This window comes from Corynebacterium alimapuense, assembly GCF_003716585.1.
In the GTDB taxonomy this organism is placed as follows: Bacteria; Actinomycetota; Actinomycetes; order Mycobacteriales; family Mycobacteriaceae; genus Corynebacterium; species Corynebacterium alimapuense.
This window is the reverse complement of the sequence record NZ_PTJO01000001.1, coordinates 236,191-261,445: the sequence shown is the minus strand read 5'-3', so window position 1 is coordinate 261,445 and position 25,255 is coordinate 236,191. Positions and strand designations below refer to the sequence as shown.

The following is a 25,255-nucleotide window of genomic DNA, read 5'->3' as shown; positions in this document are numbered from 1 at the left end:
CATCTCACGCGATTTTGCTGGTACTCAGAGCCCCAAGAACGATAGATTCCCGCCGATTGCGGTGTAGCCCACGAAGGCGATGGCATCGATGAGAAAGTGTGCGATGACCAATGGCCAGAGGCGTCCAGTTTTCCAATAGAACCAGCCATAGACCACGCCCATGATGATATTGCCGAATCCAGCAGAGATTCCTTGGTACAAGTGGTAGCTGCCGCGCAGCAGACTTGAGGCAGCTAGCGCAGCGGGAAGTCCCCACCCCAGTTGCTTCAATCGGGTCAAGAGATAGGCCACCACCACGGTCTCTTCCCCGAACGCGTTGGCCGCCGACCAGACCAGCAGAACTGGAATTTCGGTGACGGGATGATCAAGCGAGGCTGGAATTACTTCTCGGGAGAGCCCGAGGTGGACGGCTGTTGCGTAGAAAACCAGCCCTGGAATACCAATCAGAGCGGCCAACCCGGCACCCCAAGCAGCATCACTCCACCGAGGTCGCGCGGTACCTATTCCATCGCCAGCTAGTAGAAAAAGCGCCAGGCCGCCATAAGCCAGCAACGCAGTCGCAGAACTGAGTTGTAGCGCTAGGTCTAACCAAGGGATCTGCGACTGAGTGCTATTGAGTGCTACCTGTTGTTGGTTCAACGGCACCGGGTCGAGCAACGCATCAGTGAGCCTTAGTACGGCCCGAATCCCGGAGATTCCGAAAGAAACCGCCAAGACTAGGAGAATCTCAATACGTAGTCGTCGCTTATCGACGCCCGTGCTAGCCGTATCTATCCCGTTCATCGGTGCAGATCCATCGCTAGGCCAAGCAACGAAGGATCATCGAGTGCGATAGCGCCCAAGTGAACTCCTACGGGGGGTCGATGAGGCAGCTGCCAGGGCAGCGATACCGCTGATTTTCTGTTCATATTAAAGAGCGATCCCCACGGCGACCAACGGGTCTGCTCAAGGAAGTTCTCAGCCGGTGGCAGGGCTGAGAAATGTCCGATTGGTGGCGGATCCGTGGTGGTCATTGGGCTAAGGAGCGCATCGATGTTCCAATATTGGTGCAGACGTAGGGGAAGCTTCCTTGTCTGCCGGAGTGCATCGGCTAGCTGCTGTTTAGTGACTGCTTGCCCTTCGCTACGCAACCAGTCCGCGATCGGGCTGTTCTGCCCAGTTAAGGTGGCCAATCGGGAACTAAAGATCGTGCGAAATGCTGCAAAGATCTCCGCAGCAAAGGGTGGGATATCTACTTCCACTACCTGATGCCCGGCCTCCCTCAGTGCTTGAGCTGCCTGCGTCACGGCAGTGAGCATCACCTCATCGACGGCTGCTTCAGCAAATAGGGGTTGGGTGAGGATACCTACCCGGCGCGGAGCTGAACGGGGTGAAAGGTCGTGGAGGAAAGCGGCGTCGATAAGCGAACGGGTGAGAAATCCCTGTGCCGCTAGCCCGGCAGCGGAAGGTTTGAAACCAACGAGACCGCAGGCCGCAGCAGGGACGCGGATAGATCCGCCGCCATCGGAGGCGTGGGCAGCGGGCAACAGGCCACGAGCTACCAAGACGGCTGCCCCACCGGAGGAGCCAGCAGGAGTGCGCCCTGGCCACAGCGGATTATCTGGGAAACTCATCCCGGGAGGTTCGGTATAAACGGTCAGACCCAGCTCTGCTGTTGCGGTTTTTCCGGGGATGATTGCTCCCTTATCGAGCAAAGACTGCGGGAAGGCGTCGGTGTTCTGTGCGCGCCGGGTACGTTTCGCTGAGCCGAAGGAGGTGGGCATGCCGGCGACGTCGGAAAGGTCTTTGATCGGTAGGAGCAGCCCGTGCAGACGGCCCCGAAGGTGATCGGGGAGGCTGTCTGCCTGCTCGGCAGCCTCGGCGGCGTGCTCAAGACACACGTGGGCGAGTCCATGTTCGGTTGAATGTAGCGAAGATAGTTGCTCCGAGAGTCGTGCCACCTGCACCTGGGCAGACATCTCCCCGCTGCGCAGAGCAGCTACGAGTGATTGAAGGGAAGCAGTCATGCGGACCAGAATACGACTGGATAGGCTGGTATCCATGACCACCACTGTCGCGTATCTTGGACCAGCTGGCACCTTTACTGAGGCAGCGCTGCTGCGTTTTGCAGATTCAGGGGCATTCGGTGACCAAGAGATCACTCAGCTTCCCGTTTCTTCTCCTCGGGAGGCACTCGATGCAGTACGGAGCAACCAGGCACAGTTTGCGTGCGTAGCCATTGAAAACTCCGTCGATGGCGCAGTGACCTCGACCTTCGATGCGCTCGTTGATGGTCATGGGGTGCAGATCTATCACGAGCTGGAGATCGAGATTGCCTTTTCCATCATGATGCGTCCAGGCATGAAGCTGAGTGAGGCGAAGACTTTTTCGACACATCCGGTGGCCTATCAACAAGTCAGCCGATGGTTTGCTGAGCATGTACCGGATGCCCGATTCATGCCGGCTTCCTCCAATGCCGCAGCTGCCGAAGCCGTCGCCGAGGGACGGGCAGATGTTGCAGCAGCTCCCGACCGGGCAGCAGCACTATTTGGGTTGGACGTCCATGCGGACAGTGTTGCTGACCTGGCTGGGGCGCGCACTCGTTTTGTCGCTGTCGGTCCCTGCGGTCTGCCCACTGCGCGTACTGGAAACGATTGCACTTCGGTGGTGTTTACACTGCCCAATCAGCCAGGGACACTAGTCGGAGCGCTGGGTGAGTTTTCACTTCGGGGGGTGGATATGAACCGGATTGAGTCTCGTCCTACCCGGCGGGAATTTGGCACTTATCATTTCCATGCGGATCTGGTCGGTCACATCGATGATGCTCCGCTGGCGGAAGCTCTGCGTGCATTGTGGTTGCGGGCCGAGGATATTACTTACCTGGGTTCCTGGCCGAAGTCGCGTGCGCAAGGCGACCGAGAGGCGACGGGGCCAGATCTAGAACGACTCCAACAAGCCACCGAGTGGGTTATCTCCGCACGCGAGGGAAAGTAAAGGAAAACCATTATGGCCGGACGTCTTATTCTGCTGCGGCACGGGCAGACTCATAGCAATGTAAAGCACATCCTCGATACCCGTCCGCCAGGTGCTGAGCTCACTGAGCTGGGACGCTCTCAAGCCAGCCAGGTCGGTCTTGAATTGGCTGAGTATTGCGGAGTTGGCGAAGGATCTTCAGGCCGCTTATCGACGGTCGCGTGCTCGATCGCTTTGCGCGCCCAACAGACCGCAGTCCTGGCAATGTCTGCTTTCGAACAAGCCGCCGGATTGCCGGAGCGTTCGATGCAGATCAACGTCATACCTGGCATCCAAGAGATCTTTGCCGGGGATCATGAATTACTGGGCGATGAGCACTCCCTCAACCTCTATACCGATGCATTGTGGGGCTGGCTCAGTCGGGAAGAAGCTGCCCGGATGCCGGGAGGGGAGAACTATCTAGACCTGCTGGGCCGCTATCAGCCGATGCTAGAAAATTTGGTGGCAGAGCATTTGAGTGACGGCCAAGACGAAGACGTGTTGGTGGTCAGCCATGGCACTGCTATCCGCACTATCGCAGCTCACGCCGCAAGTATTGACCCGGATTTTGCTTTCGCCGGTTACCTGGGCAACTGTCGGTTTGTCGTTCTGGAACCAGGTCAGCGGCCGTTTGGTCAGTGGGAGATGGTTCGGTGGGCAGACCTCGACCGACAGCTATAAGCCAAGGTGGGGTTTAGCCCCAGCCGAGATGGTGGAGCTGGGCTTCATCCATCCCAAAGTAGTGCCCGACTTCATGGAAGACAGTCACCATGATTTGATGCGCAAGATCCTGCTCATCGGTGCAATAGCGTTCGAGCGCGCCTTTATAGATAGAGATCGTATCGGGGAGATAGCCGGTGTGATCGAACGTGCGCTCCGGCAAAGCCACGCCCTCGTAGAGGCCGAGGATCGTGGGGCTATCTGGGTTAAAGTCGCTCACCAAGATCACGACGTTGCGCAGATGTCGAGCAAAGTTGTCAGGAATCTTGTCTAGGGCGTCATTGACCATCCCATCGAAGACCTCTTGGCTTACCTGGACCGCCATCTAGCCAGTCTCTACGAGCGGATCGCGGGTAGGTTGCTCGGCTGGGGGCTGCCCGTTGATGGTGAAGCCATCACGGCCATCCCGAGCAGTGCCCTCGAGGGTAGAAAAGCCACCTTCTTCATTGGCATGGACCAATGAACAGTTGACTGAATGCGAGCCGCCGATCCATGAACTCTGGTCGATGGTGCCCCAGTAGGCCTGCAAGGTCGATTGATAGAGCTCTTCTTCGCCGCCAAGGTAGTCCTGCGCAGCTTGGGTACACACCTCCGCGAGATGGCCATCTTGATCCTCAATTGTGGGAGTCCCCTCCGGGAAGATCGGCAGCAGATCCACGATTAGGGTGGTTTCCATTTGATGAGGTTCTGTGCAGTCCACGACGTTCCATGCTCGGGAACTATCCACTGCGACGCATGCTTCAGGCTGATTAACCCTGGCTTGATCTTGGGTAGAAATGGGGCCGATGGTGGGGATCGGAATCCCGTCAGCATCGGTAGACTGCAGCCCACAAAGCATGGTGCGATCCCCATTCGTCCATGCTTCAGCAGAGGGCAAGATGGGAGCGATCGAGAATCGGCCGACGGGGTCGAAACGACCGTCGAGATAACGCAGAGTTGGAGCCGCACACAGCTCTTCGCGCAATTGCGCTTGCCTGGTCACATCTGGCACGGAGGCATCCGGGCCAAACTCGGAGGAAGGATAAGCGGCTAGATCTTCGCGGGCGGAGATCTCGAAGCGGTGTTCGCCGGAGCACGGTACCTGCTCGAAGTCGCTGACTACGCCAGCCTCGTCAGTGTTCCACGTCAGGCAATCGCCAACATCGGCGGTGGTAAAGGGAGTTGCCTGCAGGGTAGAACTCTGCGCATCGTCTTCAGAACTATCAGATTGTTCGGCGGATTGGCCGTCAACCCCATTGTCTTGATTAGCAGCGGAGACATAACCGTGGGCGCCCAGAGCGACCACAGTGGCCATGGCGGCCACGAGTCCGGCGCGGACTGCGGTTGCTGAACGGGCGTTAGCTATCTTCATAATTCTCCCATTGTGCCCATTAGTGAAGGTGCCTGGCAAAATTTCGGGGAAGAAATTTTGCAGTCCTTAGAGCCCGAGGCCTCGGGTCACTTGGGTATTAAGTTGATATCGATCAGTCCGATAGACCGAAGAACACCATTCGACAGCCAGCGTAGTAGAACGAGATAACCTCAGAATACGGAGCAAAGCGGTGCCCGGGGCGACATCGAGAAGCTCCGCCTGCTGCTGATCCGCAGCGACAGCGGTGACTACCTGCTCGGCTTCGGTGACCGGAAGATTGTAGTGCTTATCGACGATCTCGTAGACTGAATTGTAGACGTCATTTTCTAGCAGGTCAGGGATATGTTTGGCGTTGTACCAGCCATCATCGATGGAATAGGGCTCGCCATCTCCCAGTCGCAGACGGCGTAGATGGATATGCGATGCACCGGGATCGCCGGTATTAAAAAACTCAGCAACTTCAGGCGGAGCTACTGTCCTGCCCGAGAGTAAAATCTTGGATGAAGCAGCGACACCTTGAGCGTTCATTTCGGAGCTAAAAGATGCTAGGTGCAGCCGAGAAACCAGCATATTGGGTGCGACAAAAGTGCCTTTTCCTCGGATGCGGCGTAGGCGGCCAGAGGTTACGAGATCGCCGATGGCTCGACGTACGGTAATTCTGGAGACTCCATAGGCCTCTTCTAACACTCGTTCGCCGGGTAAGAGGTCTCCGGGATGGAGCTGAGTGCTACATAGTTCTTCGAGGATTGCCCGCAACTGAGCATGCTTCGGCGGGGGACCTTCCGTGATGATTCTGGCTGGTAGCTCGGGTGTCCGGGAATTCCGCTCCGCTGCATGCATACTGCTATCTTAACCTTCTGGTTATGACCAGTGGCGACTTATAGCGGGAATATCTCGTCCTAGGGGAAAGTCACTGGGGATGCGGAGACGCGTAGACACCCGTCGCGCGGTAGGCTCAAGAGCGTGATTGATCTTAAATTTCTCCGCGATAATCCAGATGTAGTCCGTACCTCACAGGTTACCCGTGGGGAGGATCCTGGTCTTGTTGATGAGTTGCTGAGCGCTGATGAGGCCCGCCGAGAGGCCATCCAATTGGCAGATGCCTTGCGCAGCGAGCAGAAAGCCTTCGGTCGGAAGATCGGCCAAGCCGCCCCAGAAGACCGCCCGGCGCTATTGGCGGGTTCCAATGAACTCAAAGCCAAAGTTAAGGCAGCCGAGGAGGTGCAAAAATCTTCGGAGGCCACAGTTAAAGAGATTCAGCTGCGGCTGTCCAATGTCGTCGCCGGAGCACCTGCTGGCGGTGAAGATGATTTCGTCGTACTTGAGCATGTTGGCCAGCCGCGTCAGTTCGATTTTGAACCGAAAGATCACCTAGAGCTGGGCACTAGTCTTGGCTTGATCGACATGGAGCGTGGCACCAAAGTTGGTGGCGCCCGCTTCTACTACCTCACCGGAGACGGGGCTTTCCTGCAGCTGGGAATGCTCACACTCGCCGCACAAAAAGCCCGGGATGCTGGTTTTACTCTCATGGTCCCACCAGTGCTGGTGCGTCCGGAAATCATGTCCGGCACCGGTTTCTTGGGCAACCACGCTGAAGAGATTTACTACCTTGAGCGCGATGATCTCTATCTAGTAGGAACCTCTGAGGTGGCACTGGCTGGTTATCACAAGGATGAGATTATTGATTTGAAGGACGGACCGGTTAAGTACGCCGGTTGGTCTTCTTGCTTCCGACGTGAGGCAGGCTCCTACGGCAAGGACACCAAAGGTATTTTGCGTGTTCACCAGTTCGACAAGGTCGAAATGTTTGTCTACTGCCGCCCCGAAGAAGCCGAACAGCAGCATCGCGATTTGCTGCAGATGGAACGGGACATGCTCTCAGCGGTCGAAGTTCCTTATCGCATCATTGACGTTGCTGGTGGAGATCTTGGTTCATCCGCAGCCCGTAAATTCGATACCGAGGCGTGGGTACCTACGCAGGGCACCTACCGTGAACTGACTTCAACCTCTAACTGCACCACTTTCCAAGGTCGTCGGTTGCAGACACGCTACCGGGACGCGAGCGGAAAAGCCCAGGTGGCTGCGACACTCAACGGCACTTTGGCTACCACTCGTTGGTTGGTGGCCATCCTCGAAAACAACCAGCAGGCGGATGGCTCCGTCGTGGTGCCCGAAGCACTGCGCCCCTTCGTGGGCAAGGACATCCTTGAGCCGAGGAAATGAGCATGATTGCGCATAAGCAATTCCAGCGACGTGGCGGGTTTCGGGTTCCCACTGGGCTAGCGAAGGTCGCTGATCACCCCACTGAGTCCCGAGAGCGGCCTTATGGTCGGTGGATTATCCCCCTAGTCAAAAGGATTATGCGGGTTCAAGGGATCAAAATCACTGTCTTTGGTGCTGAGAATATCCCTGAGACTGGACCTGCACTATTGGCGAGCAATCACACCGGTTACTACGATTTCATCTTTGCTGGAATCCCTGCTCACCTGCGAGGCAAGCGGTTAGTTCGGTTTATGTCCAAGCAAGAGATCTTCCGTGTCCCGGTAGCCGGTGGTCTCATGGAACGCATGCATCACCTCCCAGTAGACCGATCCTCGGGTGGTTCTGCGTTGCACGAAGCCGTTGAGCGTTTGGGACAAGGACAACTAGTCGGGATTTTTCCGGAAGCCACTATTTCGCGATCTTTTGAACTTAAAGACTTCAAAAATGGTGCTGCCCGGATTGCAGCGGAGGCTGAAGCGCCATTGCTGCCAGTGGCAATCTGGGGTTCGCAACGTATTTGGACCAAAGATCACCCTAAGCACTTAGGCCGGAGCAATACCCCGATCTTTATTCGGGTGGGCTCGCCCATTGATCCTGCTGGTGATCCGGATCAGGCGACTGAGCGGCTCAAAACTGCGATGCAGGAATTGCTCGATCAGGTTCGCGAGGACTACGCCTGCGAGTACGGGCCATTCCCTGCTGGAGAATTTTGGATTCCGGAGGCTTTGGGCGGAAGTGCGCCGACGCTCGAAGACGCCGATGTACTTGATCTTGAAGAACGCAGGAAGCGGAAGGAAAAGAAGGAAAACAAGGTCGCGGATCGGCTCAACAAGCGCGCTGACAAAGCGCTCGGCAATACCCGGACCCGATTCGATCGATTCAAGAAGATCTTTCGGAGGCGATGACAGTCGATACTGAGCATGCACCGACGCTGATCGCTAGCGATGTCGATGGCACGTTACTGGATTCACGGGAGCGGGTGACCCCGCGAGTACGTGATGCTGTGATTCGAGCTGTTCGTTCTGGTGCTGAGGTAGCGCTGGCTACCGGCCGGCCGCACCGCTGGATCTATCCAGTCCTCGACCAGCTGCCGATTCGTCCGGTATGTGTGACCGCAAATGGAGCGGTTCTCTATGATTCTGCCAACGATCGAGTGCTGCGCGCTCATGTCCTCGAGCCTGAGACCATGGAGTCCGTTCTAGGCTCAGCGCTTGAGGCTTTCCACAGCTACGGCGGCGTTGCTATCGGTTGCGAGCGTGCTGGCAGCTCTGCTCTTGATGCAGAGGAAGAGATGTTTTTGACCTCGCCCAATTTTCTCCATACCTGGGAGGGACAGGGTTTTGGCGTAGTGCCAGCACATGAGGTCATCGCAGAACCCGCCGTGAAGCTTATTTTGCGCAATGAGCGTTTGTCGGCGTCTGAGATGTATGACCTCATTTCGCCTTTCATTGATCCCATGGATGCCCATGTGACCTTTTCAATGGACGAGGGATTGCTTGAGGTTGCCGCTCCTGGTGTGACTAAAGCACTCGGTGTCTCGACTCTCGCTCAGCTACATGGCCTCGAACAAAAAGACGTGCTCTGTTTTGGCGATATGCCTAATGACATCGAAATGCTGCAGTGGGCAGGTTTCGGTGTGGCGATGGGCAACGCTAGAACTTCGGTAAAGCAAGCTGCTGATTATGTCACCGGCACCAACGATGACAGCGGAGTAGCGCAAGTGCTTGAGCGCTGGTTTTAAACCGGCTCCTAGCTACATCTAGTGGAAGATACGGCTCAGGGCCGGTCCAGCGGATGCTTGGGCCGGCCCTTTACCAGGGTGAAACTTGGGTTCTCTTAACCTTTGGCCGTGCGGGCAAAAGCAATGTGCGCCAGCGCGGCTGCTTGATCGCCCAAAACAGCGTCATCGAATAGGACTCGAGGAGAGTGGTTCCACTCTGCCGTGGCCAGATCGATCTCTGGCGGCGAGGCCATGAGCGCCATGAAGGTGCCTGGAACCTCGTCAAGGACGAATGCAAAGTCCTCGGATCCCATGATGGGGCTGGGCATTTCTTGGGCCCGCTTTGATCCAAATGCGCTACCGAGAGTTTTCAGAACGAGTTCAGTTTCGGCAGGATCGTTGACGGTGGCTGGGTACATGACCTTGAAATCCACATCGGCGTCCATACCGTGCGCGGAGGCAATGCCCTTGACGAGTCTGGGGAGCCCCTCCTGCAAAATTGCCAGTGATGCTTGAGACATGGTGCGGACGGTAGCCGCCAGGTGCGCCTTTTCCGGGATGACGTTGATTGCCCCTGCCCCGGTATCAAGCTGGGTTACGGACAACACGACTGGATCGAACGCATCAAATGAGCGAGTAACGAAACTCTGCAATGCCAGCACGATTTCAGCTGCAACTGGAACTGGGTCGAGAGTTTGGTGTGGCTGCGAACCATGGCCACCACGGCCATTAACGGTGACACGGAGTTGGTTGGATCCAGCTGCGGCGGCACCTGATCGAGTAGCGAAAAATCCCTTCGGGCCTGGTGCGACATGGATGGCGTAGGCGCCGACTGGACGATCTCCAGCGGCCTCTAGGAGACCTTCGTCGATCATGACCTTGGCTCCGCCATGGCCCTCCTCGCCGGGCTGGAACATAAAAATCACAGATCCAGCGAGCGTGTCCTGGTGCTTGGAAAGCAGCTTTGCGGCGCCTACCAGGCCGGCCGTGTGCAAGTCGTGTCCACACGCGTGCATTGCGTCATTGGTAGAGGCAAAGTCAAGGCCGGTTTCTTCTTTGATCGGCAGTCCGTCCATGTCTCCGCGCAGGAGGACCACTGGCCCGGGGAGTGCGCCGCGCAAGACCGCAACGACGGAGGTGGTGCTATTGGCGCCGGTGGTGATCTCTAGTGGAAGGCCTTCGAGAGCATCAAGTACTTGGCGCTGGGTGCGAGGTATCTCGAGTCCCAATTCAGGATCTGCATGCAGCGAGCGGCGTAGTGCGACGAGCTCCGGGAGGATTTCACGGGCATCTGCAACAAAGTCAGGTGTAGTCATCTGAGGTAGTCCTATTCTTACTATTAGTGATTGGTTGATTGCAGGGAGGTATCAGGCAACTGCATGCGTGATAGCGCAATGATCGCGATGATGAATGCAGCAGCACTGATCGCCCAAATGGTGAGATAGCCGCCTAGGTCGGAGACCAGTTCTCCTTCAGCGGTGAAGGAGGCCAGCACTAGGGCGAAAATTGCGCCAGCTGCTGCGCCTCCGAGAGTGCGCAAGGAGTTGTAGATTCCAGCTGCGATGCCAGTGGAACCAGTTGGGGCGAGCTCCGCGAGGAGTGCAGGTAGTGCGCCCATGAGCAGTCCCATGCCGATCCCGCCGACTGCATTTGCGGAGACGATATGCCACAACTCGGTGTGCCAGATGATTTGGAAAATCCAGGCGCCTGCGGGCAGCACGGCACCAGTGATCAACACTGCGCGGATTCCGATCTTGCGAGATATCGGAGCGAAGAGGCTGGCGCCAATTGTTGCCATGATGGTGATTACGGCGATTACTGCGGATGCAGTGCTGGCTGAACCTGCGAAGCCGTAGCCGACCTGGTCTGGATCTGCTGACAGGAAGGTAGTGATGGGCGACTGGGTGCCGAATAGCACCATGCCAAACAGGAATGCAGTGAGATAGATGGGGCCGAGGCGGCCTGAGACGATCATGCGAATGTCCACTGCGGGAGATTCTGTTTTGAGTTCCCATTTCACCCATAGGGTGAACACGAGCAGGGCAACCGCGAGAGTCCCCAGCGTGGAGCCCGAAGAAAATCCTGAACTCGAGGCCAGGCGAAGCCCGAATAGCAAGGCAACCATGGCGATGGAGAGGCCAATAAAGCCTGGGATATCGATGGTGGATTTCGTGAGATGTGTTGATTCAGGAACTTTGAAGAACACGGCGAAGACGCTGCCCACGACCAGCACTACCGGCACCATCAGGGTCAATGTGAGCGATGGGGAAAATGCTGAAATGAGGCCTGAAGAAATGGTTCCGAAAATCGCACCACCGGTCAGGCTGGCTGCGAGGATGCCAATTGACGCGCGGGCGGTATGTCCGCTGATCCGGTTGTGTACTAGCGCAATTTCAAGTGGCAACCAGACTGCTAGCGGTCCGACAAGGATGCGGGCGGCGAGAACCACTGGATAGCTGGGAAGCAACGCAGTGATGAATACGCCGATGAGCACGCAGAGAGTAGCGATGCGCAAGATTCGGCGGTGTCCGTATATGTCACCCAATTTTGAAAGCAGTGGGACGCTGACTGCTGCGGAGAGGGTTTGCACGGTCAAAAACCAGGTAATGTCAGCATCGCTGACCTGCAAATTTGCTGCGATGTCGGCAAGTAAAGCGGGGTAATAGCCTTGGACGAATCCGCTGGCTATTTCGCAAAATACTAAGAATCCAACGACTGAACGCGCGGTAATATTTGGTGTGGTCTGCGTAGTAGTAGTGGAAGTAGTTGAGTTACTCATCTGCAGTCCTCCTTGAATGTGGTGTTTTAAAAAGCGCGACTTTGGCTGGCATCTCTCGTAGCTGTGGGGATCGAATACCGTTGTGGCCCTATTGCTTGAACAACATGTGATGTGGTGGTCGATCACGTGTTGAATTTGTTGGCTGCAGAATCTCTCCTTGCTCTCCGATCGGGGATTCGCAGAGATTGATTCGGTTGTTCCAACATGAGATAAGGATACGATACGAACCGTTCCGGAACTAGCCCAAAATAATAACGATTGGTTAACAGTTAGAAACTGTGGTGTTGGTGTCCTGTTGGGGAAAAGCGCGCTCTAGCTAAATCGTGATAGGGATAGGTGCAGCTCAATCGACCTATTTGGACGAAAGTCCCAGTGCTAGAAGCGCTGCCCAGATGTAGGGCCCCGGTGCGCCGATCGCCTGTCGCATAGCTCAACGGGGTCTCGCCATGAGATGAGTAGTTCACTATTGGGCTAGCGCTGGCAGGCCGCTAGCGCGGTGGCAGACGGCTGAAGGGGCAGGGAAGTTCCAGTCGCATTGCTGCCGCGTGTCAAGGGATAACCGTTGAGGTCGGTATCTGTCAGATTAAGCGGGCTGTGGTTTAGGTCAGATCTTTGCCCGCTAAGTCTGGGACTTCGAAGTGGTCGAGTAGGTACTTCGACTCTGGCATCGTCTGGTTAAACCATGGCAAACTCGAAACTGTGTCCGCAATCCAACTAAATCAATATGTCGCTGCCATAGACCAAGGCACGACCTCGACGCGATGCATTCTCGTCGATCACGCTGGCCGGGTAGTTTCCTCGGCTCAATTCGAGCATTCCCAAATCATGCCGCAACAAGGCTGGGTGGAACATGATGCCCTGGAGATATGGGGCAATACCCGCCATGCAGTCTCAGAGGCGTTAGTCGACATTGACGCATCCCCCGAGGACATTGTCGCTTTGGGGATCACCAATCAGCGCGAGACCGCAGTGGTGTGGGATAAGGCCACTGGATTACCGATTTACCACGCGATTGTCTGGCAAGACACCCGTACTGCAGATATCAGTGGGGAGGATCCAGCCCGCTGGCTCAAACGCACCGGCTTGCTGGTCAATTCCTACTCTGCCGGTCCGAAGATTGCCTGGATTCTTGACCATGTTGAGGGTGCACGCGAAAGAGCGGCCGCCGGTGAGCTCTTAGCCGGAACCATGGATACCTGGTTGCTATGGAACCTCACCGGTGGCGCCTTAGGCGATGGAGATTCTCCAGCCGTCCATGCCACCGATGTGACTAATGCTTCGCGTACCCTTCTGATGGATTTGCGCACCAGGCAATGGGATCCGCAGTTGTGTGAATCGCTAGGCGTGCCGATGAGCATTCTCCCGACTATTCGTCCTTCCGTAGGAAATTTTGGCCGAGTACGTCAGCGGGGAACTTTGGCGCAGATTCCGCTCACCGGAGTGCTAGGAGACCAGCAAGCGGCAATGTTTGGGCAAGGCTGCTTTGACGTCGGGGATGCGAAGAACACCTATGGCACTGGGCTGTTTTTACTGCTCAATACCGGGACAGAGCCGAAGTACAGTAGACATGGATTGCTGAGCACCGTTCTCTATGAATTCGAGGGGCAAGCTCCGGTTTATGCTCTGGAAGGATCCGTCGCAGTGGGCGGATCGCTGGTTCAGTGGCTGCGCGATCAATTAGGGATTATCCCCAATGCTGCGGCGATCGAAAGACTCGCAGGCGAGGTCGATGACAATGGCGGGGTCTACATCGTGCCTGCGTTTTCAGGATTGTTTGCTCCGCGCTGGCGGCCGGATGCCCGCGGGGTCATAGTAGGGCTGACCCGCTTTGCCGATCGCCGCCACATCGCACGTGCCGTACTAGAGGCCACCGCGCTGCAGATCCGAGAAGTCGTCCAGGCGATGGCAGCAGATTCTGGTATTGAGCTCACCCGACTGTGGGTCGACGGGGGAATGTCCGCCAATGACCTGTTGATGCAGCTACAGGCAGACATCCTGGGGGCAGAGGTGGTCCGCCCGAAGATTATTGAGACTACAGCTATGGGAGCAGCTTTCGCAGCCGGCATTGGCGCTGGCTTTTGGTCGGGGATTGATGAAGTGCGAGCGCTTCAATCAGCTGATCGCTCGTGGTCGCCGACATGGACCCCCGAACAGCGAGACAAGCTGGTCGAGGGCTGGGATCGCGCGGTTGAGCGTTCCTTAGACTGGGCTAGCTAAGGGTGATATCGGCTTCGCCGGTAGCCGGGTCGAGGGTGATATAGCCGCCTTCGAAGTTCACCCGTAACAGATCGCCTGTTGAGTACTGGTTAGAGAGAGGTAGACCCAGCGGACCTAGGTCGAAGCCTTGGCCAGCCCAGACATCAGCGATGGTGCCCCACAGCGCATACGTGCCCGTCTGTTCGGAATCGAGGATGATGCCGTCGTCGAAGAGTGCGTACTCGGTTGCGGCTGCAGTGGCGACTCCGCTGCGAGGGCTACCAAGAACCGGACCGAACACGGTATAGATCTGGTTCCAGGTTTGTTCAATCTCAGAGTCCCCGCTGATTGAGATGAGCGTACTCACTACAGGCTCAAGGTCAGAGATACTCAGACCTTCGAGCACACTGACATCACCAAGCTGGGTAAGGGCTCCAGCCTCACCGGGATTTGCGGCGAGGGCGGACACTGCGATGGCGGCAATGGAGCCGATCAACGAGATGATTGCAGAATCATTGCCATTGACGGCGTTGTTAATCGTGTTAGCCGCAGACCCGGTCTCTATGGGCTCGAAGGTGACGGAGTCGTTCTCGGAAGGCTCTTTATCAGGCACAGTCGTGGACGTGGATGTCGACGTAGATGCCGAGGGGGAGGGGTCTTCGGAAGGCTCAACAGCGGGGCTACTGGGAGCTGTGGGTGAGCTGCTAGGGGTGGCAGATGAGCTGCTCTGACTGGAGTCCTCGCTACCTGCGTTGATGGCATCATACTTCTCCGAGGCGTATGCCCGAATGTTATCCATCTGCGCGTAACCGTACTGTCCGGGGCACGCGTTATAGTGCGCATCGCGGTGGGCGAAAATATTCGGGAGGCTGGCGGTCGTGCCGGCTGAGAACTTCGAACCGTTGAATCCACCTGAGTAGCGGCCCGTGGTTCCTTCTGGATCGAAGTCGGAGATAGCGGCCTTCCAGCCAATCATTTCACCGACGGATTTGATGAGCTCTGCGGAAGGCTGAGTGGTGTCGTAGTTGCCCATCATGGAGATACCAAAGGTGTTTTGGTTGAATCCGCCGACATGTGCGCCCTGGACCGCCTCATCGAGACCGCCGTAGCGGCCCTCGTAGATGGTGCCGAACTTATCGACGACCGCGTTGTATCCGATGTCGCACCAGTTCAGCGAGTCTGCGTGATAGCTGTACATGCCACGCATGATGCCAGCGGATTCTGCCGCACTGTAGTTGTTGGAACCTGCAGTGTGGTGGACAACAGCGGCAGTGACCCCACCACTGTCAATGGTCGGTGAGCTACACCGCTTGCTCTCGTCTGCACCCCAGCCAGCGCGGGTGACCACATCAGGCATGCCGTAAGTGGTGGACTCTGCGGCTAGGGCAATGCCACCCTCATCAGCATTGCCATCGATGAAGACGACGTCTAGGTCGTCCGAGGTGGCAACATCAGCCACTGGAAGGATATCGCCGTAGTTGGACGGCATCGGCGCCAAACCATCAATAGTCTGTGCGATCGGTGCGGCCTCAACCGGTGCGGCCTCAACCGGTGCGGCTGCGGCGGGAGCCGCAGCGGGTTCTGCTTCAACAGGTGCCTCTGCTGCGGGCGCTGCCGCCTCGGGCGCAACGGGAGCTGCTTCAACCGGAGCTTGCGCTGCAGGTGCGGCCTCTGCTGGGGCGATATCTACCTCAGGGGAAGTGTCATCGTCGCTGTAGAGGTCAACGCCGGTAATGGAGACCTGAACGCGGTTGGTGGGCTCGATATAGAGCAGGTCGGTGCCACCTTTGCCGTCTGCAGCAAGTTGGTCAACCGGCTCAGCGTCGTACCAGGGACTCCAAGAACCGTCCTCGGCTTCAGCTCGGACATAGGCAGCCAGGTCGCGCTGTCCATCCCAGGTCACGGCGAACATAGAGAAGGTCTCGTCGCGGGTGAATTCCTTGACGGTACGCGGGCCAGCTTCCCCGGATTGAGCACTAATAGCGGCATCTTCGATGACGACATTGGCGCCAGTTGCGAAGGACTCAGTTTCTTTCATCACGCTGACGGGGCCGGGGTCGGCCTGTTGTGTCTTGAGGATCTGGTTTCCGCCAACTGCTGCGGAAACTACAAGAGAAACGGACAAGATTGCAGCCAGCGTCGGGCGGACGCTGGCCTGCCGTGACATGGCGATTCGGCGTCGTTGCTGCACTATGTGGACTCCCTGAAATTACTGATACGCGTGTGGCCGGTGAGATCAGTAGTCAACATTAGTACAGATTTGTGGTTGATGATACTGGTGGGATGAAAAGTTGATTGAGAGATAACTGAGCTGCCGAAAATGGTGCGGAGCGGTTTGGTGTCGCAGTATGCCGGCTTCGCGGGCGTCGATTAGCCTTGCTGGCATGACGGATACCTATGACCTGATCGTCGTCGGCTCTGGCCTGTTTGGCCTGACAGTCGCCGAGCGTGCCGCGAGCCAATTGGGCAAGAAAGTGCTCATCGTTGACCGCCGTGACCACCTGGGTGGCAATGCCTACTCGGAAGCCGAGCCGGAAACCGGCATCGAGGTCCATAAATACGGCGCACACTTGTTCCATACTTCGAATGAACGCGTGTGGGAATATGTCAATCAATTCACCAGCTTTACCGGCTACCAGCATCGAGTTTTCGCGATGCACGCTGGTACCGCCTACCAGTTCCCCATGGGGCTGGGGCTGATCAATCAGTTCTTTGGGCGCTACTACTCTCCGGATCAAGCTCGACAGTTGATCCAGGAACAGTCGTCAGAGATTGACGCTGGAGAAGCTGCCAACTTAGAGGAAAAGGCGATCTCCTTGATCGGGCGCCCCCTCTATGAGGCGTTTATTCGTGACTACACCGCAAAGCAGTGGCAGACCGACCCGAAGAACCTGCCCGCGGGCAATATCGCTCGATTGCCAGTGCGCTATACCTTCAACAATCGCTACTTCAATGACACTCATGAAGGACTCCCGGTTGACGGTTACGCAGCATGGCTCACACGCATGGCGGACAATGAGCTCATCGAGGTTCGGTTGAATACCGATTGGTTTGAGGTTCGTGAGCAGATTCGTGCGCAGTCCCCGGATGCGCCGGTTGTCTATACCGGTCCGCTCGATCGCTACTTTGACTACTCTGCTGGCGAATTGGGCTGGCGTACCCTTGATTTCGATACCGAGGTGTTAGAAACCGGTGACTTCCAGGGCACCCCGGTGATGAACTACAACGATGCTGAGGTTCCCTACACCCGCATCCATGAATTCCGGCACTTCCATCCGGAGCGGGAAGACCGGTATCCGAAAGATAAGACCGTCATCATGAAGGAGTACTCGCGCTTTGCTGAGGAGGGTGATGAGCCTTATTACCCGATCAATACTCCTGATGATCGGGAAAAAGTTCTGGCCTACCGAGAGCTTGCTGCAGAAGAGGTTAAAAGCAAGGTCTTGTTCGGTGGCCGACTAGGCACTTATCAATACTTGGACATGCATATGGCCATCGCTTCGGCCTTGACGATGTTCGATAATCGCTTGGCTCCGCACCTGGCTGAAGGCGCTGATCTGTAGCTGGAAAATATAGCTCGCTTCAACTTGTGGGCTTTTCTGGCCGAGTGTAAAGTTAACTGCAGGTTAACAGTCAGGTAATTTGGAGTTACTGACATTCGGAAATCTCTACAGGAAGTTGTGGCCATCATGAAGGATCCCTACGTCATTGTCCGCGAAGATCTGCACCGTCGCTACGAGCAGTACTTCGATGCTGAGGCTATTGATGGGGTCCTTGATCGCGTGATTGCAGAGGCTGAGGCAACTGCGAAAATAAAGACTTTCCTTCCGGTGCTGGTTGAGCGCACTGCGGCTGAGGAGTTGGAAGACATGGCGGTAGATATTAACCGTGATGGCGATTCCCGCCGTGAAATCCTCTTCGTCTGTGAAAAGAATGCTGGCCGTTCCCAGCTGGCCGCCAATATTACCCACCACCTGGTGGGAGACCGTGTGATGGTCCGCTCGGTGGGCCTTAATCCCACTGGTGGCGTTGACTCGCAGGTTCTTCAAGTTCTCCAGGAGCGTGGAATCTCCACCGATCACATTTACCAAAAGGAAATCGTTCCTCGCACGGTTCACCGCTCTAATGTTGTTGTACTCATGGGGGTCGATGAGGTGCCAGGGATTCCGGCAGTCCGCTATGTCCATTGGGATATTGAGGATCCAGCCGGCCAGTCGATCGAGAAGGTTCGCGAGATTGCGGACGAGGTTGAAAAGCGCATTCTCGTCCTACTCGAAGAGATCGGTAAAGCTCCCAAGGAGGGAGCCTCAGAGGTGGCCTAGGCCGACACTGCTTATGCTCTCGTCGCTACTAGCGCGGGATAATGCCCCGGACTGTCAATATGGCGGTCCGGGGTTTGCGCTATTTGGGTAGTGGACGGCTAGTCATGGCCGGTGGCGACCCCGGGGAGGGGTCGACTGTTCATCAAGTGTCTTAAAGGTGAACGAAATATGAATCGTTTCAGGTGCGCATTTCTTCATAATTTGCGAAAGTTCCTGGAATAATCCTTGCGGAAGCGCTGTTGATGCGGTTATGGTGAACAAAAGGTTAACAACAAGGCTCCTCGTTAACCTATCCGCAATCTATGAAAGTGAGCTTCTCATGACCGACATCAAGTTCCGTACAGTTCGCAGCGATCTCTACAACCGCTACGGTCACATCTGCGACTCGCAGATCATTGACGACATCGTCGACACCGTCGTCGACGAGCACACTGCAACTGCGAAGGTCACCAATTTCTTGTCAGTACTGGTGGCAAGGGAAGCTGCAGAGCGCATCGAAGATCATATCTGGACTCACGGCGACGTAGGTGATCGTCGAAAGCGAATCCTCTTCGTCAGTCGGGGAAATGCAGCTTGGGCTAGCTTGGCCGCAGGGCTGGCGCGACAGCTCAGTGGCAATGCAGTCGTTGCCACAGTGGCGGGTACGCACCCAGAAAACCGTGAAGACACTCTCGTTGAATGGGTCATGGATGAGCGTGGCCTCGATACTTCGGCGCAATTGGACTTTGGGCGTCAACGCACTCTCGATGCAGCAGACATTGTGGTCTACCTTGGGATCGATGAAACGCCGGACCTAGCGGGCCGTCGATACGTTCAGTGGGATATTTCCGCCGCCGACGGTATGGACTTGAGCCAGGCGCGGGTTACCGCGGATGACCTTGCGGATCATGTCTCGATCTTGCTTTCAGAGCTCGGTGTGCCCGTTCAGACTCGGTCCCCGTTGCCGGCCTAATTTGTTGGGGCATCACCTGCCCATTCTGAGTGGTTCGACACGAACGCGAGTAGCTCCCTCGGGCTACCAGACTGCTCCCCGGAAGTTGAACTGAGAAATTCAGGAATCAACTTACCGGGGAGTACTGCTGTCTAATAGGAAATAGAACGCTAGAACCTGCTCTAATCGGCGATTCGGCAGTGGGGCAGGGGCATACAAGTGTTCCTTCTGATGCTGGGAAAACTCATGATGGCGAACTCTGTTCAAGGTATTAAGACTCTGTGAACCTCAGGACACGCCCGCGCGAGATGCGAGTGAGTCCGTAGAATCTGGTTCGGCCCACTAACCTTGAGTGTGAGATGAGTCGTCGAAAGGCAGAGACAATCACCGTGAACGACACTGGAGACCACAACGTGCGGGAAATGCTGCAGCGGATACTGCTGCCCAGGCGAGGGGAGCCGCACGATGTGCGGACCCTTTACCTACTTGAGGCTGAGCAGAATAAAGATCGTCTGACCTGGTCAGACCGTGTCACTGTTACAGTGCCAGCGGGGGCGGAATCCTCGTTTCAGACCTACTTCAATGCGTTTCCTGCCAGCTATTGGCGCCGCTGGTCGCAGCTCGATCACGTCCTGTTGCGGATGCGGGTGGCAGGTACCGCGAACGTGGAGGTTTACCGTTCCAAAATCGACGGCACCCGAGTATCGGTAGCTGGCCAATTGGTCAGCGATGATGTGGTGGAGTTCACCATCCCGCTTTCCCATTTTGAAGATGGCGGTTGGCTGTGGTTTGACGTCACTGCCGAGACACAAACGACGCTGACTGAGGCTGGTTGGTACGCAGATCGTGCACCAGGCCCACAGACCATGCCTGATGGCACGCAAGTTGGTCCTTTCGACAAGCGCGCCACCGTGGGCATTCCCACCTTTAATCGTCCTGCCGATGCCGTTGCGGCATTGCAGGCTCTCGGCGAAGACCCGCTTGTCGACGCCGCTATCGACGCCGTCATCATGCCGGATCAAGGTAATGCTCATCCGGCGGATGAACCCGGCTATGACGAAGCCATCGCCCACTTCGGCGATCGTTTTCATGAGTTTCGCCAGGGCAACCTCGGTGGATCGGGTGGCTATTCGCGCATCATGTATGAGGCGCTAGGTGATGGACCGGCTGGTGCTGCGGAGTCGCCATTTATCCTCTATATGGATGATGACATTGCCATCGAGCCGGAGTCGATTCTCCGTGCTATCCAGGTCGGCCGCTACGCAGCCAAACCGGTCATTATTGGTGGCCAGATGCTTAACCTGCAGGAACGCAGTCAGCTGCGCACCATGGGTGAAATCGTCAGCAGCTCAGACTTTATGTGGAGCCCAGCGCCGCACTCCGTGAGCGATCACGATTTCGCGCACTATCCGCTCAATGGCTCCGGAGATTCGACGGGGCACAGCGGTAGAGGAGCAAAGCAAGAGAGTAATCAGTCTGCTGATCTGCATCGTCGAATTGATGTCGACTACAACGGCTGGTGGATGTGTATGTTCCCCCGTGTGGTCGCAGAAGCTAACGGTCAGCCTTTGCCACTATTTATTAAGTGGGATGACACCGAGTACTCCTTGCGGGCTGGAAACTCAGGATTCCCGACCGTGACTTGGCCAGGCGTAGCTATCTGGCACATGGCCTGGACTGACAAAGATGATGCCACTGATTGGCAGGCCTATTTCCACCTACGCAACCGACTGATCGTCGCGGCGCTCAACCACGATGGTCCTGTCGATGGTCTGATCGCCTCCATGCGTAAATCCACCTTTAAGCACTTAATGTGCATGGAGTATTCGACGCTGGCTATTCAGCTTGAATCGATGAAGGATTTCCTCGCAGGACCTGATCAGCTTTTCGATATTCTTGAGTCTTCTTTGCCTCGGATTGCGCAGATCCGCAAGAACTACTCCGATGCGGTGGTCATTCCCACGGCTGCGGATCTACCGGTTGCCTCTGGTGCTCCGGGCGTGCCGATTCGTGACATCGGTGGGCGACTGGCCAAGGTGAAAAAAGCACGCTGGTTGCTCAAGGGGTTGAAGCACTCTTTGAGTAAAGAAGATCCTCGCCACCACGAGGTTCCGCAGGCCAACCTCTCTCCAGAGGAGGCCCGCTGGTTTAGTCTCTCGCGCCTGGACGGTGTCACGGTGACTACCGCCGGAAACAACGGAGTGGCCTACCGCAAGCGCGACCGTGACTTGGCTAAAGATCTAGCCAAACAGACCTGGGCACTTCAAAAAGAAGTGGCTGAGCGTTTCGACGATCTCCGTGATCAATACCGCGCAGCACTGCCCACGTTGACTAGCCGTGAATCTTGGGGGGAGATCTTCAAGTGAGCGAAACTGTCAATAACTTGAGCCGCCATGAAGTCGAGCTGCTGATCGGCGTGCAGGATGCGTTGATGGATCAGCCCGGCGTCGTCAAGACAGCCCGCTCTCTTTCCCACTTCGGCGAGCACTCTCTTGGCTGGCTTGGTCTGGCCGCGCTTGGCGCTGGGCTGGATCGCCCGCGTCGTCGCCAATGGGTAGCGCTAGGCGTTTCGGCATTTAGCGCTCATGCCGCATCTGTTGTAATCAAGCGTGTGATTCGTCGTGCTCGGCCTCACGACCCGCGTATTCGCATTGGCGTGGATACTCCGTCGAAGCTCTCTTTCCCTTCTTCGCACGCAACCTCTACCTCTGCGGCTTTAGCCTCCCTGGCACGTCTGAGCGGTTCCGCTCTGCCCTTGGCCGGGATTCCGGTCATGATGGGTTCGCGTATGGTCCTGGGAGTGCATTATCCGTCCGACACCCTAGCGGGCGCCCTATTGGGCGTGACCACTAGCCGTGTCATCACCACCATTGAGAGGAAACTCGCGTGAACGAGGACAAGCCGGGGATCTTCTATTCTGAGCCGCATACCGAAGGCATCGATAACACCCGGAAGCGGCAGCCTCCAAAGAACCTTCCCGATGCCATGATCAAGGCCCTAAGGCCGAAGCAGTGGGTTAAAAACGTCCTCGTTATCGCGGCGCCAGCAGCAGCCGGCACCGATGCGTTGATCAACGGGCGCACCATTATCGACGTCGCTCTAGCCTTCGTCGTATTCTGCCTTGCGGCTTCTTCGATCTACTTAGTCAATGATGCTCGGGACGTTGATGCTGACCGCGAACATCCCACTAAGCGTTTCCGTCCGATTGCTTCTGGCGTTTTGCCGATCAACCTGGCTTATGCAATGGCAGTGGTGCTGATCATTGCAGCTATTGGTCTGTCTTTCCTGGCTTCTTCTGGCTGGGGTCTGGCTGCGGTGGTGTCCGTCTATATCGCATTGCAGCTGGGCTATTGCTTTGGCTGGAAGCACCTGCCAGTGATCGATATCGCGTTAGTGTCCTCCGGCTTTATGTTGCGAGCTATGGCTGGTGGCGTGGCCGCAGGCATTGATCTCTCGCAGTGGTTCCTGCTCGTGGCAGCTTTCGGCTCCTTGTTTATGGCTTCCGGAAAACGCTATTCCGAACTGCTGTTGGCTGAGCGTACCGGCAAGAAGATTCGTCGTTCGCTACAGGGATACACTGCCCCCTACCTGCGCTTTGTCTGGACTCTGGCGGCCACCGCTGTGGTCATGAGCTATGCCTTGTGGGGATTCGAGCTCTCCAGCGCGGTCGAAGGAATGGCCGGAGTTTGGTACCAGATTTCCATGGTTCCGTTCACCATCGCCATCTTGCGCTATGCGGCGGATGTCGATCGGGGTGACGGCGGTGCTCCTGATGAAATGGCCTTGTCTGACCGAGTTTTGCAGTCTCTGGCGATCTTGTGGATCGTCTGCATTGTGATGGCGGTTTACCTGGTGCCAGCGCTCTAACCCCGACACAGCGGTAGACCTCAGGGACTGAGTATTTCCCCTGCTAGCATTTGGCAACATGACCACAGTCGTTCCGGATGGCAGTCGGCGGGCGCGGAATACCGCCCCGCACTCAGCTGAACCCCGGGGATCAATCACTACTCTGACCGCGGTGCTCAGTTCTCTGACACTCGCGGTTTTAGCTTTCCTTGGCGGTTGGCACAACCGCTGGATGAGCGATGACGGACTCATCGTCTTGCGGACCGTTCGGAATCTTTTGGCTGGCAACGGGCCGGTGTTCAACGCCGGCGAGCGCGTGGAGGCGAATACTTCCACGCTGTGGCAGTACCTCATCTATCTGGTGGCGCTATTGACCAATGCCCGCCTAGAAATGATCGCGATGTGGCTTGCGCTCATTTTCACCACTGTTGCTTTGGCGATAGCTGCGTGGTCGACCTCCCTGCTATTTCGTCGCCGACATGCGCTGGTGCTGATGCCAGTCGGCGGGCTGGTCTATCTAGCACTGCCACCGGCCCGTGACTTTGCCACTTCTGGCCTCGAATGGGGCTTGAGTTTGTTGTGGATCGCGGTGCTGTGGTGGCTGCTAGTTCGGTGGAGCAAAGGGCAGCCCTCGGTTGGGAAACATCATTCCAGCAGCGTGGTAGATTCAGCTGCCCTTAGCCTCGCGGTGTGGTGCGGTGTGTCCTGGTTAGTCCGTCCGGAATTGGCACTCTACGGTGGGTTGGCTGGGCTATTGATCCTGGTAGCAGCGGCGTCGTGGCGGGAGCGGTGGCTGATCCTAGCCGTTGCGCTTCCACTGCCTGCGGCTTATCAACTATTCCGGATGGGCTATTACGGCCTAATTACCCCTCACACTGCCGTAGCTAAATCTGCGGGAGAGGCAGCCTGGGCCGACGGGTGGGGCTATCTCATGGATTTTGTCGGACCCTATTGGTTGTGGATGGCACTGATCCTCGTCCTGGCGATGGCGGTTGTGGCATATCGGAGTTTTATCGCAGCTCCTGCTGATTCGGCTATTGCCAGTGACCTACCTCGAACCAATGCTGATTGGAAGCAGCGGCTGCGTACTCCCAGAAGCGTGATTGTGCTTGTCTTGGTGGCTGGCTTTCTGCATCTGATCTACGTCTTGCGAGTTGGCGGGGATTTTATGCATGGCCGAATGCTGCTACTTCCACTGTTTAGTATGCTGCTGCCCGTCGCCGTTCTGCCAGTTATTGACCTGCTCCGAACCTCCAAAGCTCATGACTCACTGCTATTGATCGGAGCGGTGTTAATCTCCTGGTGGGCAACCTCCACAGCAATCCAAGGCCACCCACAAGACTGGGAGACCGTCTATGAACAGGACCTGGGGATTGTCGACGAGCGTGATTTCTGGACCTATGCCACCTTCCGCGAGCAAGGTAACCCACCTTTGGTGACCGAAGATTTTGCTACCACTCGAGTGATGAATGACTACGTGGAGGTGCTCGATCAAGCAGTGGATGAGGATGCCGCGTTGGTGTCGCAGTTTGTGGTTGCTCGAGACCCGATGGAATTGTCGTGGATTACCAGCCCTCGCATTCAAACTGAAGAATTATCCGGGATAGATACGTTTCCCACCACGGCTTATCATCTGAATCTGGGGATGACCAGTATGAATGCACCACTGGAGGTACGGGTGTTGGACACTGTCGGATTGACCACCCCGCTTGCTGCTCGTCAGCCACGTGACCCTGACGCTAGAGTCGGGCATGATAAATCGTTGCCCTATTCTTGGCAGGCTGCGGATACTGCCATCGATCTTGGGGCGCTACCTCCTTGGTATGACGCCGAGGAAACGGCTCAGGCACGGTCGGCATTACAAACTCCGGCATTGGTGGAGTTATTTGCTACCTATCGTGAGCCCATGAGTCTGGGCAGGTTTATCGCCAATATTAAATTCTCATTGACCGATGGACGCACGCTTGAGATTGCACTGGATCCCGCCGAAGTAATTGAGGACCAAGGTCCTGTTGCGCCAGATGCACGCATTACTTGGCCAGTGGAGATCAACCCAGATAGGGCCAGATGATCTCCATAATCTCAAAACGATAACGGAAAAGGCGAGTTTTGGGGCCAAATACGCTAGGCTAACGAT

Annotated in this window: 21 protein-coding genes; 13 read left to right on the top strand and 8 right to left on the bottom strand. The window is 56.5% G+C overall.

What is annotated here, in order from left to right:
* Nucleotides 1-24: 24 nt before the first annotated feature.
* Complete coding sequence (locus C5L39_RS01160; RefSeq protein WP_123047053.1) at nucleotides 25-783, bottom strand: CPBP family intramembrane glutamic endopeptidase; 759 nt, start codon at nucleotides 781-783, stop codon at nucleotides 25-27.
* Nucleotides 780-2,006 (bottom strand): amidase, encoded by a 1,227-nt coding sequence (locus tag C5L39_RS01155; RefSeq protein WP_245974831.1) that lies wholly within the window; start codon nucleotides 2,004-2,006, stop codon nucleotides 780-782. The genes C5L39_RS01160 and C5L39_RS01155 overlap by 4 nt, the downstream gene beginning before the upstream one ends.
* Nucleotides 2,007-2,040: 34 nt before the next feature.
* Between C5L39_RS01155 and pheA the strand changes: the two genes are divergently transcribed.
* Complete coding sequence (pheA, locus tag C5L39_RS01150; RefSeq protein WP_123047052.1) at nucleotides 2,041-2,973, top strand: prephenate dehydratase; 933 nt, start codon at nucleotides 2,041-2,043, stop codon at nucleotides 2,971-2,973.
* Nucleotides 2,974-2,985: 12 nt separating this feature from the next.
* On the top strand, nucleotides 2,986-3,672 hold the full coding sequence (locus C5L39_RS01145; protein WP_123047051.1) for a histidine phosphatase family protein: 687 nt from the start codon (nucleotides 2,986-2,988) through the stop codon (nucleotides 3,670-3,672).
* Between the two features lie 13 nt (nucleotides 3,673-3,685).
* On the opposite strand, the gene C5L39_RS01140 is transcribed toward C5L39_RS01145, so the two are convergent.
* The 3 genes from C5L39_RS01140 to C5L39_RS01130 all read right to left on the bottom strand — a co-directional run bounded on the left by C5L39_RS01140 (nucleotide 3,686) and on the right by C5L39_RS01130 (nucleotide 5,902).
* On the bottom strand, nucleotides 3,686-4,036 hold the full coding sequence (locus tag C5L39_RS01140; RefSeq protein ID WP_123047050.1) for a metallopeptidase family protein: 351 nt from the start codon (nucleotides 4,034-4,036) through the stop codon (nucleotides 3,686-3,688).
* Nucleotides 4,037-5,062 (bottom strand): septum formation family protein, encoded by a 1,026-nt coding sequence (locus tag C5L39_RS01135; RefSeq protein WP_123047049.1) that lies wholly within the window; start codon nucleotides 5,060-5,062, stop codon nucleotides 4,037-4,039.
* Nucleotides 5,063-5,128: 66 nt separating this feature from the next.
* Nucleotides 5,129-5,902 carry a GntR family transcriptional regulator gene (locus C5L39_RS01130; protein WP_123047048.1) on the bottom strand — a complete coding sequence of 258 codons (774 nt, stop codon included), beginning with the start codon at nucleotides 5,900-5,902 and terminating at the stop codon, nucleotides 5,129-5,131.
* A gap of 123 nt (nucleotides 5,903-6,025) precedes the next feature.
* Here C5L39_RS01130 and serS point away from each other — a divergent pair, with 123 nt between their 5' ends.
* Genes serS through C5L39_RS01115 form a run of 3 tightly spaced genes read left to right on the top strand, consistent with a single transcriptional unit; the run spans nucleotide 6,026 to nucleotide 9,065 of the window.
* Nucleotides 6,026-7,285, top strand: coding sequence for a serine--tRNA ligase (gene serS, locus C5L39_RS01125; protein WP_123047047.1), 1,260 nt, complete (start codon nucleotides 6,026-6,028; stop codon nucleotides 7,283-7,285).
* A gap of 2 nt (nucleotides 7,286-7,287) precedes the next feature.
* Entirely contained in the window at nucleotides 7,288-8,229 is a 942-nt protein-coding gene (locus tag C5L39_RS01120) for a lysophospholipid acyltransferase family protein (RefSeq protein ID WP_123047046.1), read from the top strand.
* Nucleotides 8,226-9,065 carry an HAD family hydrolase gene (locus C5L39_RS01115; RefSeq protein WP_123047045.1) on the top strand — a complete coding sequence of 280 codons (840 nt, stop codon included), beginning with the start codon at nucleotides 8,226-8,228 and terminating at the stop codon, nucleotides 9,063-9,065. The genes C5L39_RS01120 and C5L39_RS01115 overlap by 4 nt, the downstream gene beginning before the upstream one ends.
* A 95-nt stretch (nucleotides 9,066-9,160) precedes the next feature.
* Here the strand turns inward: C5L39_RS01115 and C5L39_RS01110 are convergent, their stop codons facing one another.
* Nucleotides 9,161-10,360, bottom strand: coding sequence for a M20 metallopeptidase family protein (locus tag C5L39_RS01110; RefSeq protein WP_123047044.1), 1,200 nt, complete (start codon nucleotides 10,358-10,360; stop codon nucleotides 9,161-9,163).
* A gap of 23 nt (nucleotides 10,361-10,383) precedes the next feature.
* Complete coding sequence (locus tag C5L39_RS01105) at nucleotides 10,384-11,823, bottom strand: MFS transporter (RefSeq protein ID WP_123047043.1); 1,440 nt, start codon at nucleotides 11,821-11,823, stop codon at nucleotides 10,384-10,386.
* A 708-nt stretch (nucleotides 11,824-12,531) separates the two neighbouring features.
* On the opposite strand from C5L39_RS01105, the gene glpK reads away from it, so the two are divergent.
* Nucleotides 12,532-14,040: a glycerol kinase GlpK gene (gene glpK / locus C5L39_RS01100; RefSeq protein WP_123047114.1), complete on the top strand. Its 1,509-nt coding sequence runs from the start codon at nucleotides 12,532-12,534 to the stop codon at nucleotides 14,038-14,040.
* Here glpK and C5L39_RS01095 read toward each other — a convergent pair.
* The gene (locus tag C5L39_RS01095) at nucleotides 14,033-16,210 is read right to left on the bottom strand and encodes an N-acetylmuramoyl-L-alanine amidase (protein ID WP_165857940.1); all 2,178 of its coding nucleotides are present in this window, start codon (nucleotides 16,208-16,210) and stop codon (nucleotides 14,033-14,035) included. The genes glpK and C5L39_RS01095 overlap by 8 nt on opposite strands.
* A 193-nt stretch (nucleotides 16,211-16,403) precedes the next feature.
* On the opposite strand from C5L39_RS01095, the gene glf reads away from it, so the two are divergent.
* From glf to C5L39_RS01060, 7 genes are all read left to right on the top strand, one after another.
* Nucleotides 16,404-17,582 carry a UDP-galactopyranose mutase gene (glf, locus tag C5L39_RS01090; RefSeq protein WP_123047113.1) on the top strand — a complete coding sequence of 393 codons (1,179 nt, stop codon included), beginning with the start codon at nucleotides 16,404-16,406 and terminating at the stop codon, nucleotides 17,580-17,582.
* Nucleotides 17,583-17,708: 126 nt separating this feature from the next.
* Nucleotides 17,709-18,341 (top strand): arsenate-mycothiol transferase ArsC, encoded by a 633-nt coding sequence (locus C5L39_RS01085; protein WP_123047041.1) that lies wholly within the window; start codon nucleotides 17,709-17,711, stop codon nucleotides 18,339-18,341.
* A gap of 319 nt (nucleotides 18,342-18,660) precedes the next feature.
* Nucleotides 18,661-19,293: a three-helix bundle dimerization domain-containing protein gene (locus C5L39_RS01080; protein ID WP_123047040.1), complete on the top strand. Its 633-nt coding sequence runs from the start codon at nucleotides 18,661-18,663 to the stop codon at nucleotides 19,291-19,293.
* Between the two features lie 338 nt (nucleotides 19,294-19,631).
* Nucleotides 19,632-21,638, top strand: a complete 2,007-nt coding sequence (locus C5L39_RS01075; protein WP_123047039.1) for a glycosyltransferase — start codon at nucleotides 19,632-19,634, stop codon at nucleotides 21,636-21,638.
* Between the two features lie 17 nt (nucleotides 21,639-21,655).
* Nucleotides 21,656-22,162 carry a phosphatase PAP2 family protein gene (locus C5L39_RS01070; RefSeq protein ID WP_197714698.1) on the top strand — a complete coding sequence of 169 codons (507 nt, stop codon included), beginning with the start codon at nucleotides 21,656-21,658 and terminating at the stop codon, nucleotides 22,160-22,162.
* On the top strand, nucleotides 22,159-23,139 hold the full coding sequence (locus tag C5L39_RS01065) for a decaprenyl-phosphate phosphoribosyltransferase (RefSeq protein ID WP_123047038.1): 981 nt from the start codon (nucleotides 22,159-22,161) through the stop codon (nucleotides 23,137-23,139). Before C5L39_RS01070 ends, C5L39_RS01065 begins: the two co-directional genes overlap by 4 nt.
* Before the next feature lie 58 nt (nucleotides 23,140-23,197).
* Nucleotides 23,198-25,189 (top strand): arabinofuranosyltransferase AftB family protein, encoded by a 1,992-nt coding sequence (locus C5L39_RS01060; RefSeq protein ID WP_197714692.1) that lies wholly within the window; start codon nucleotides 23,198-23,200, stop codon nucleotides 25,187-25,189.
* Nucleotides 25,190-25,255 lie beyond the last annotated feature (66 nt).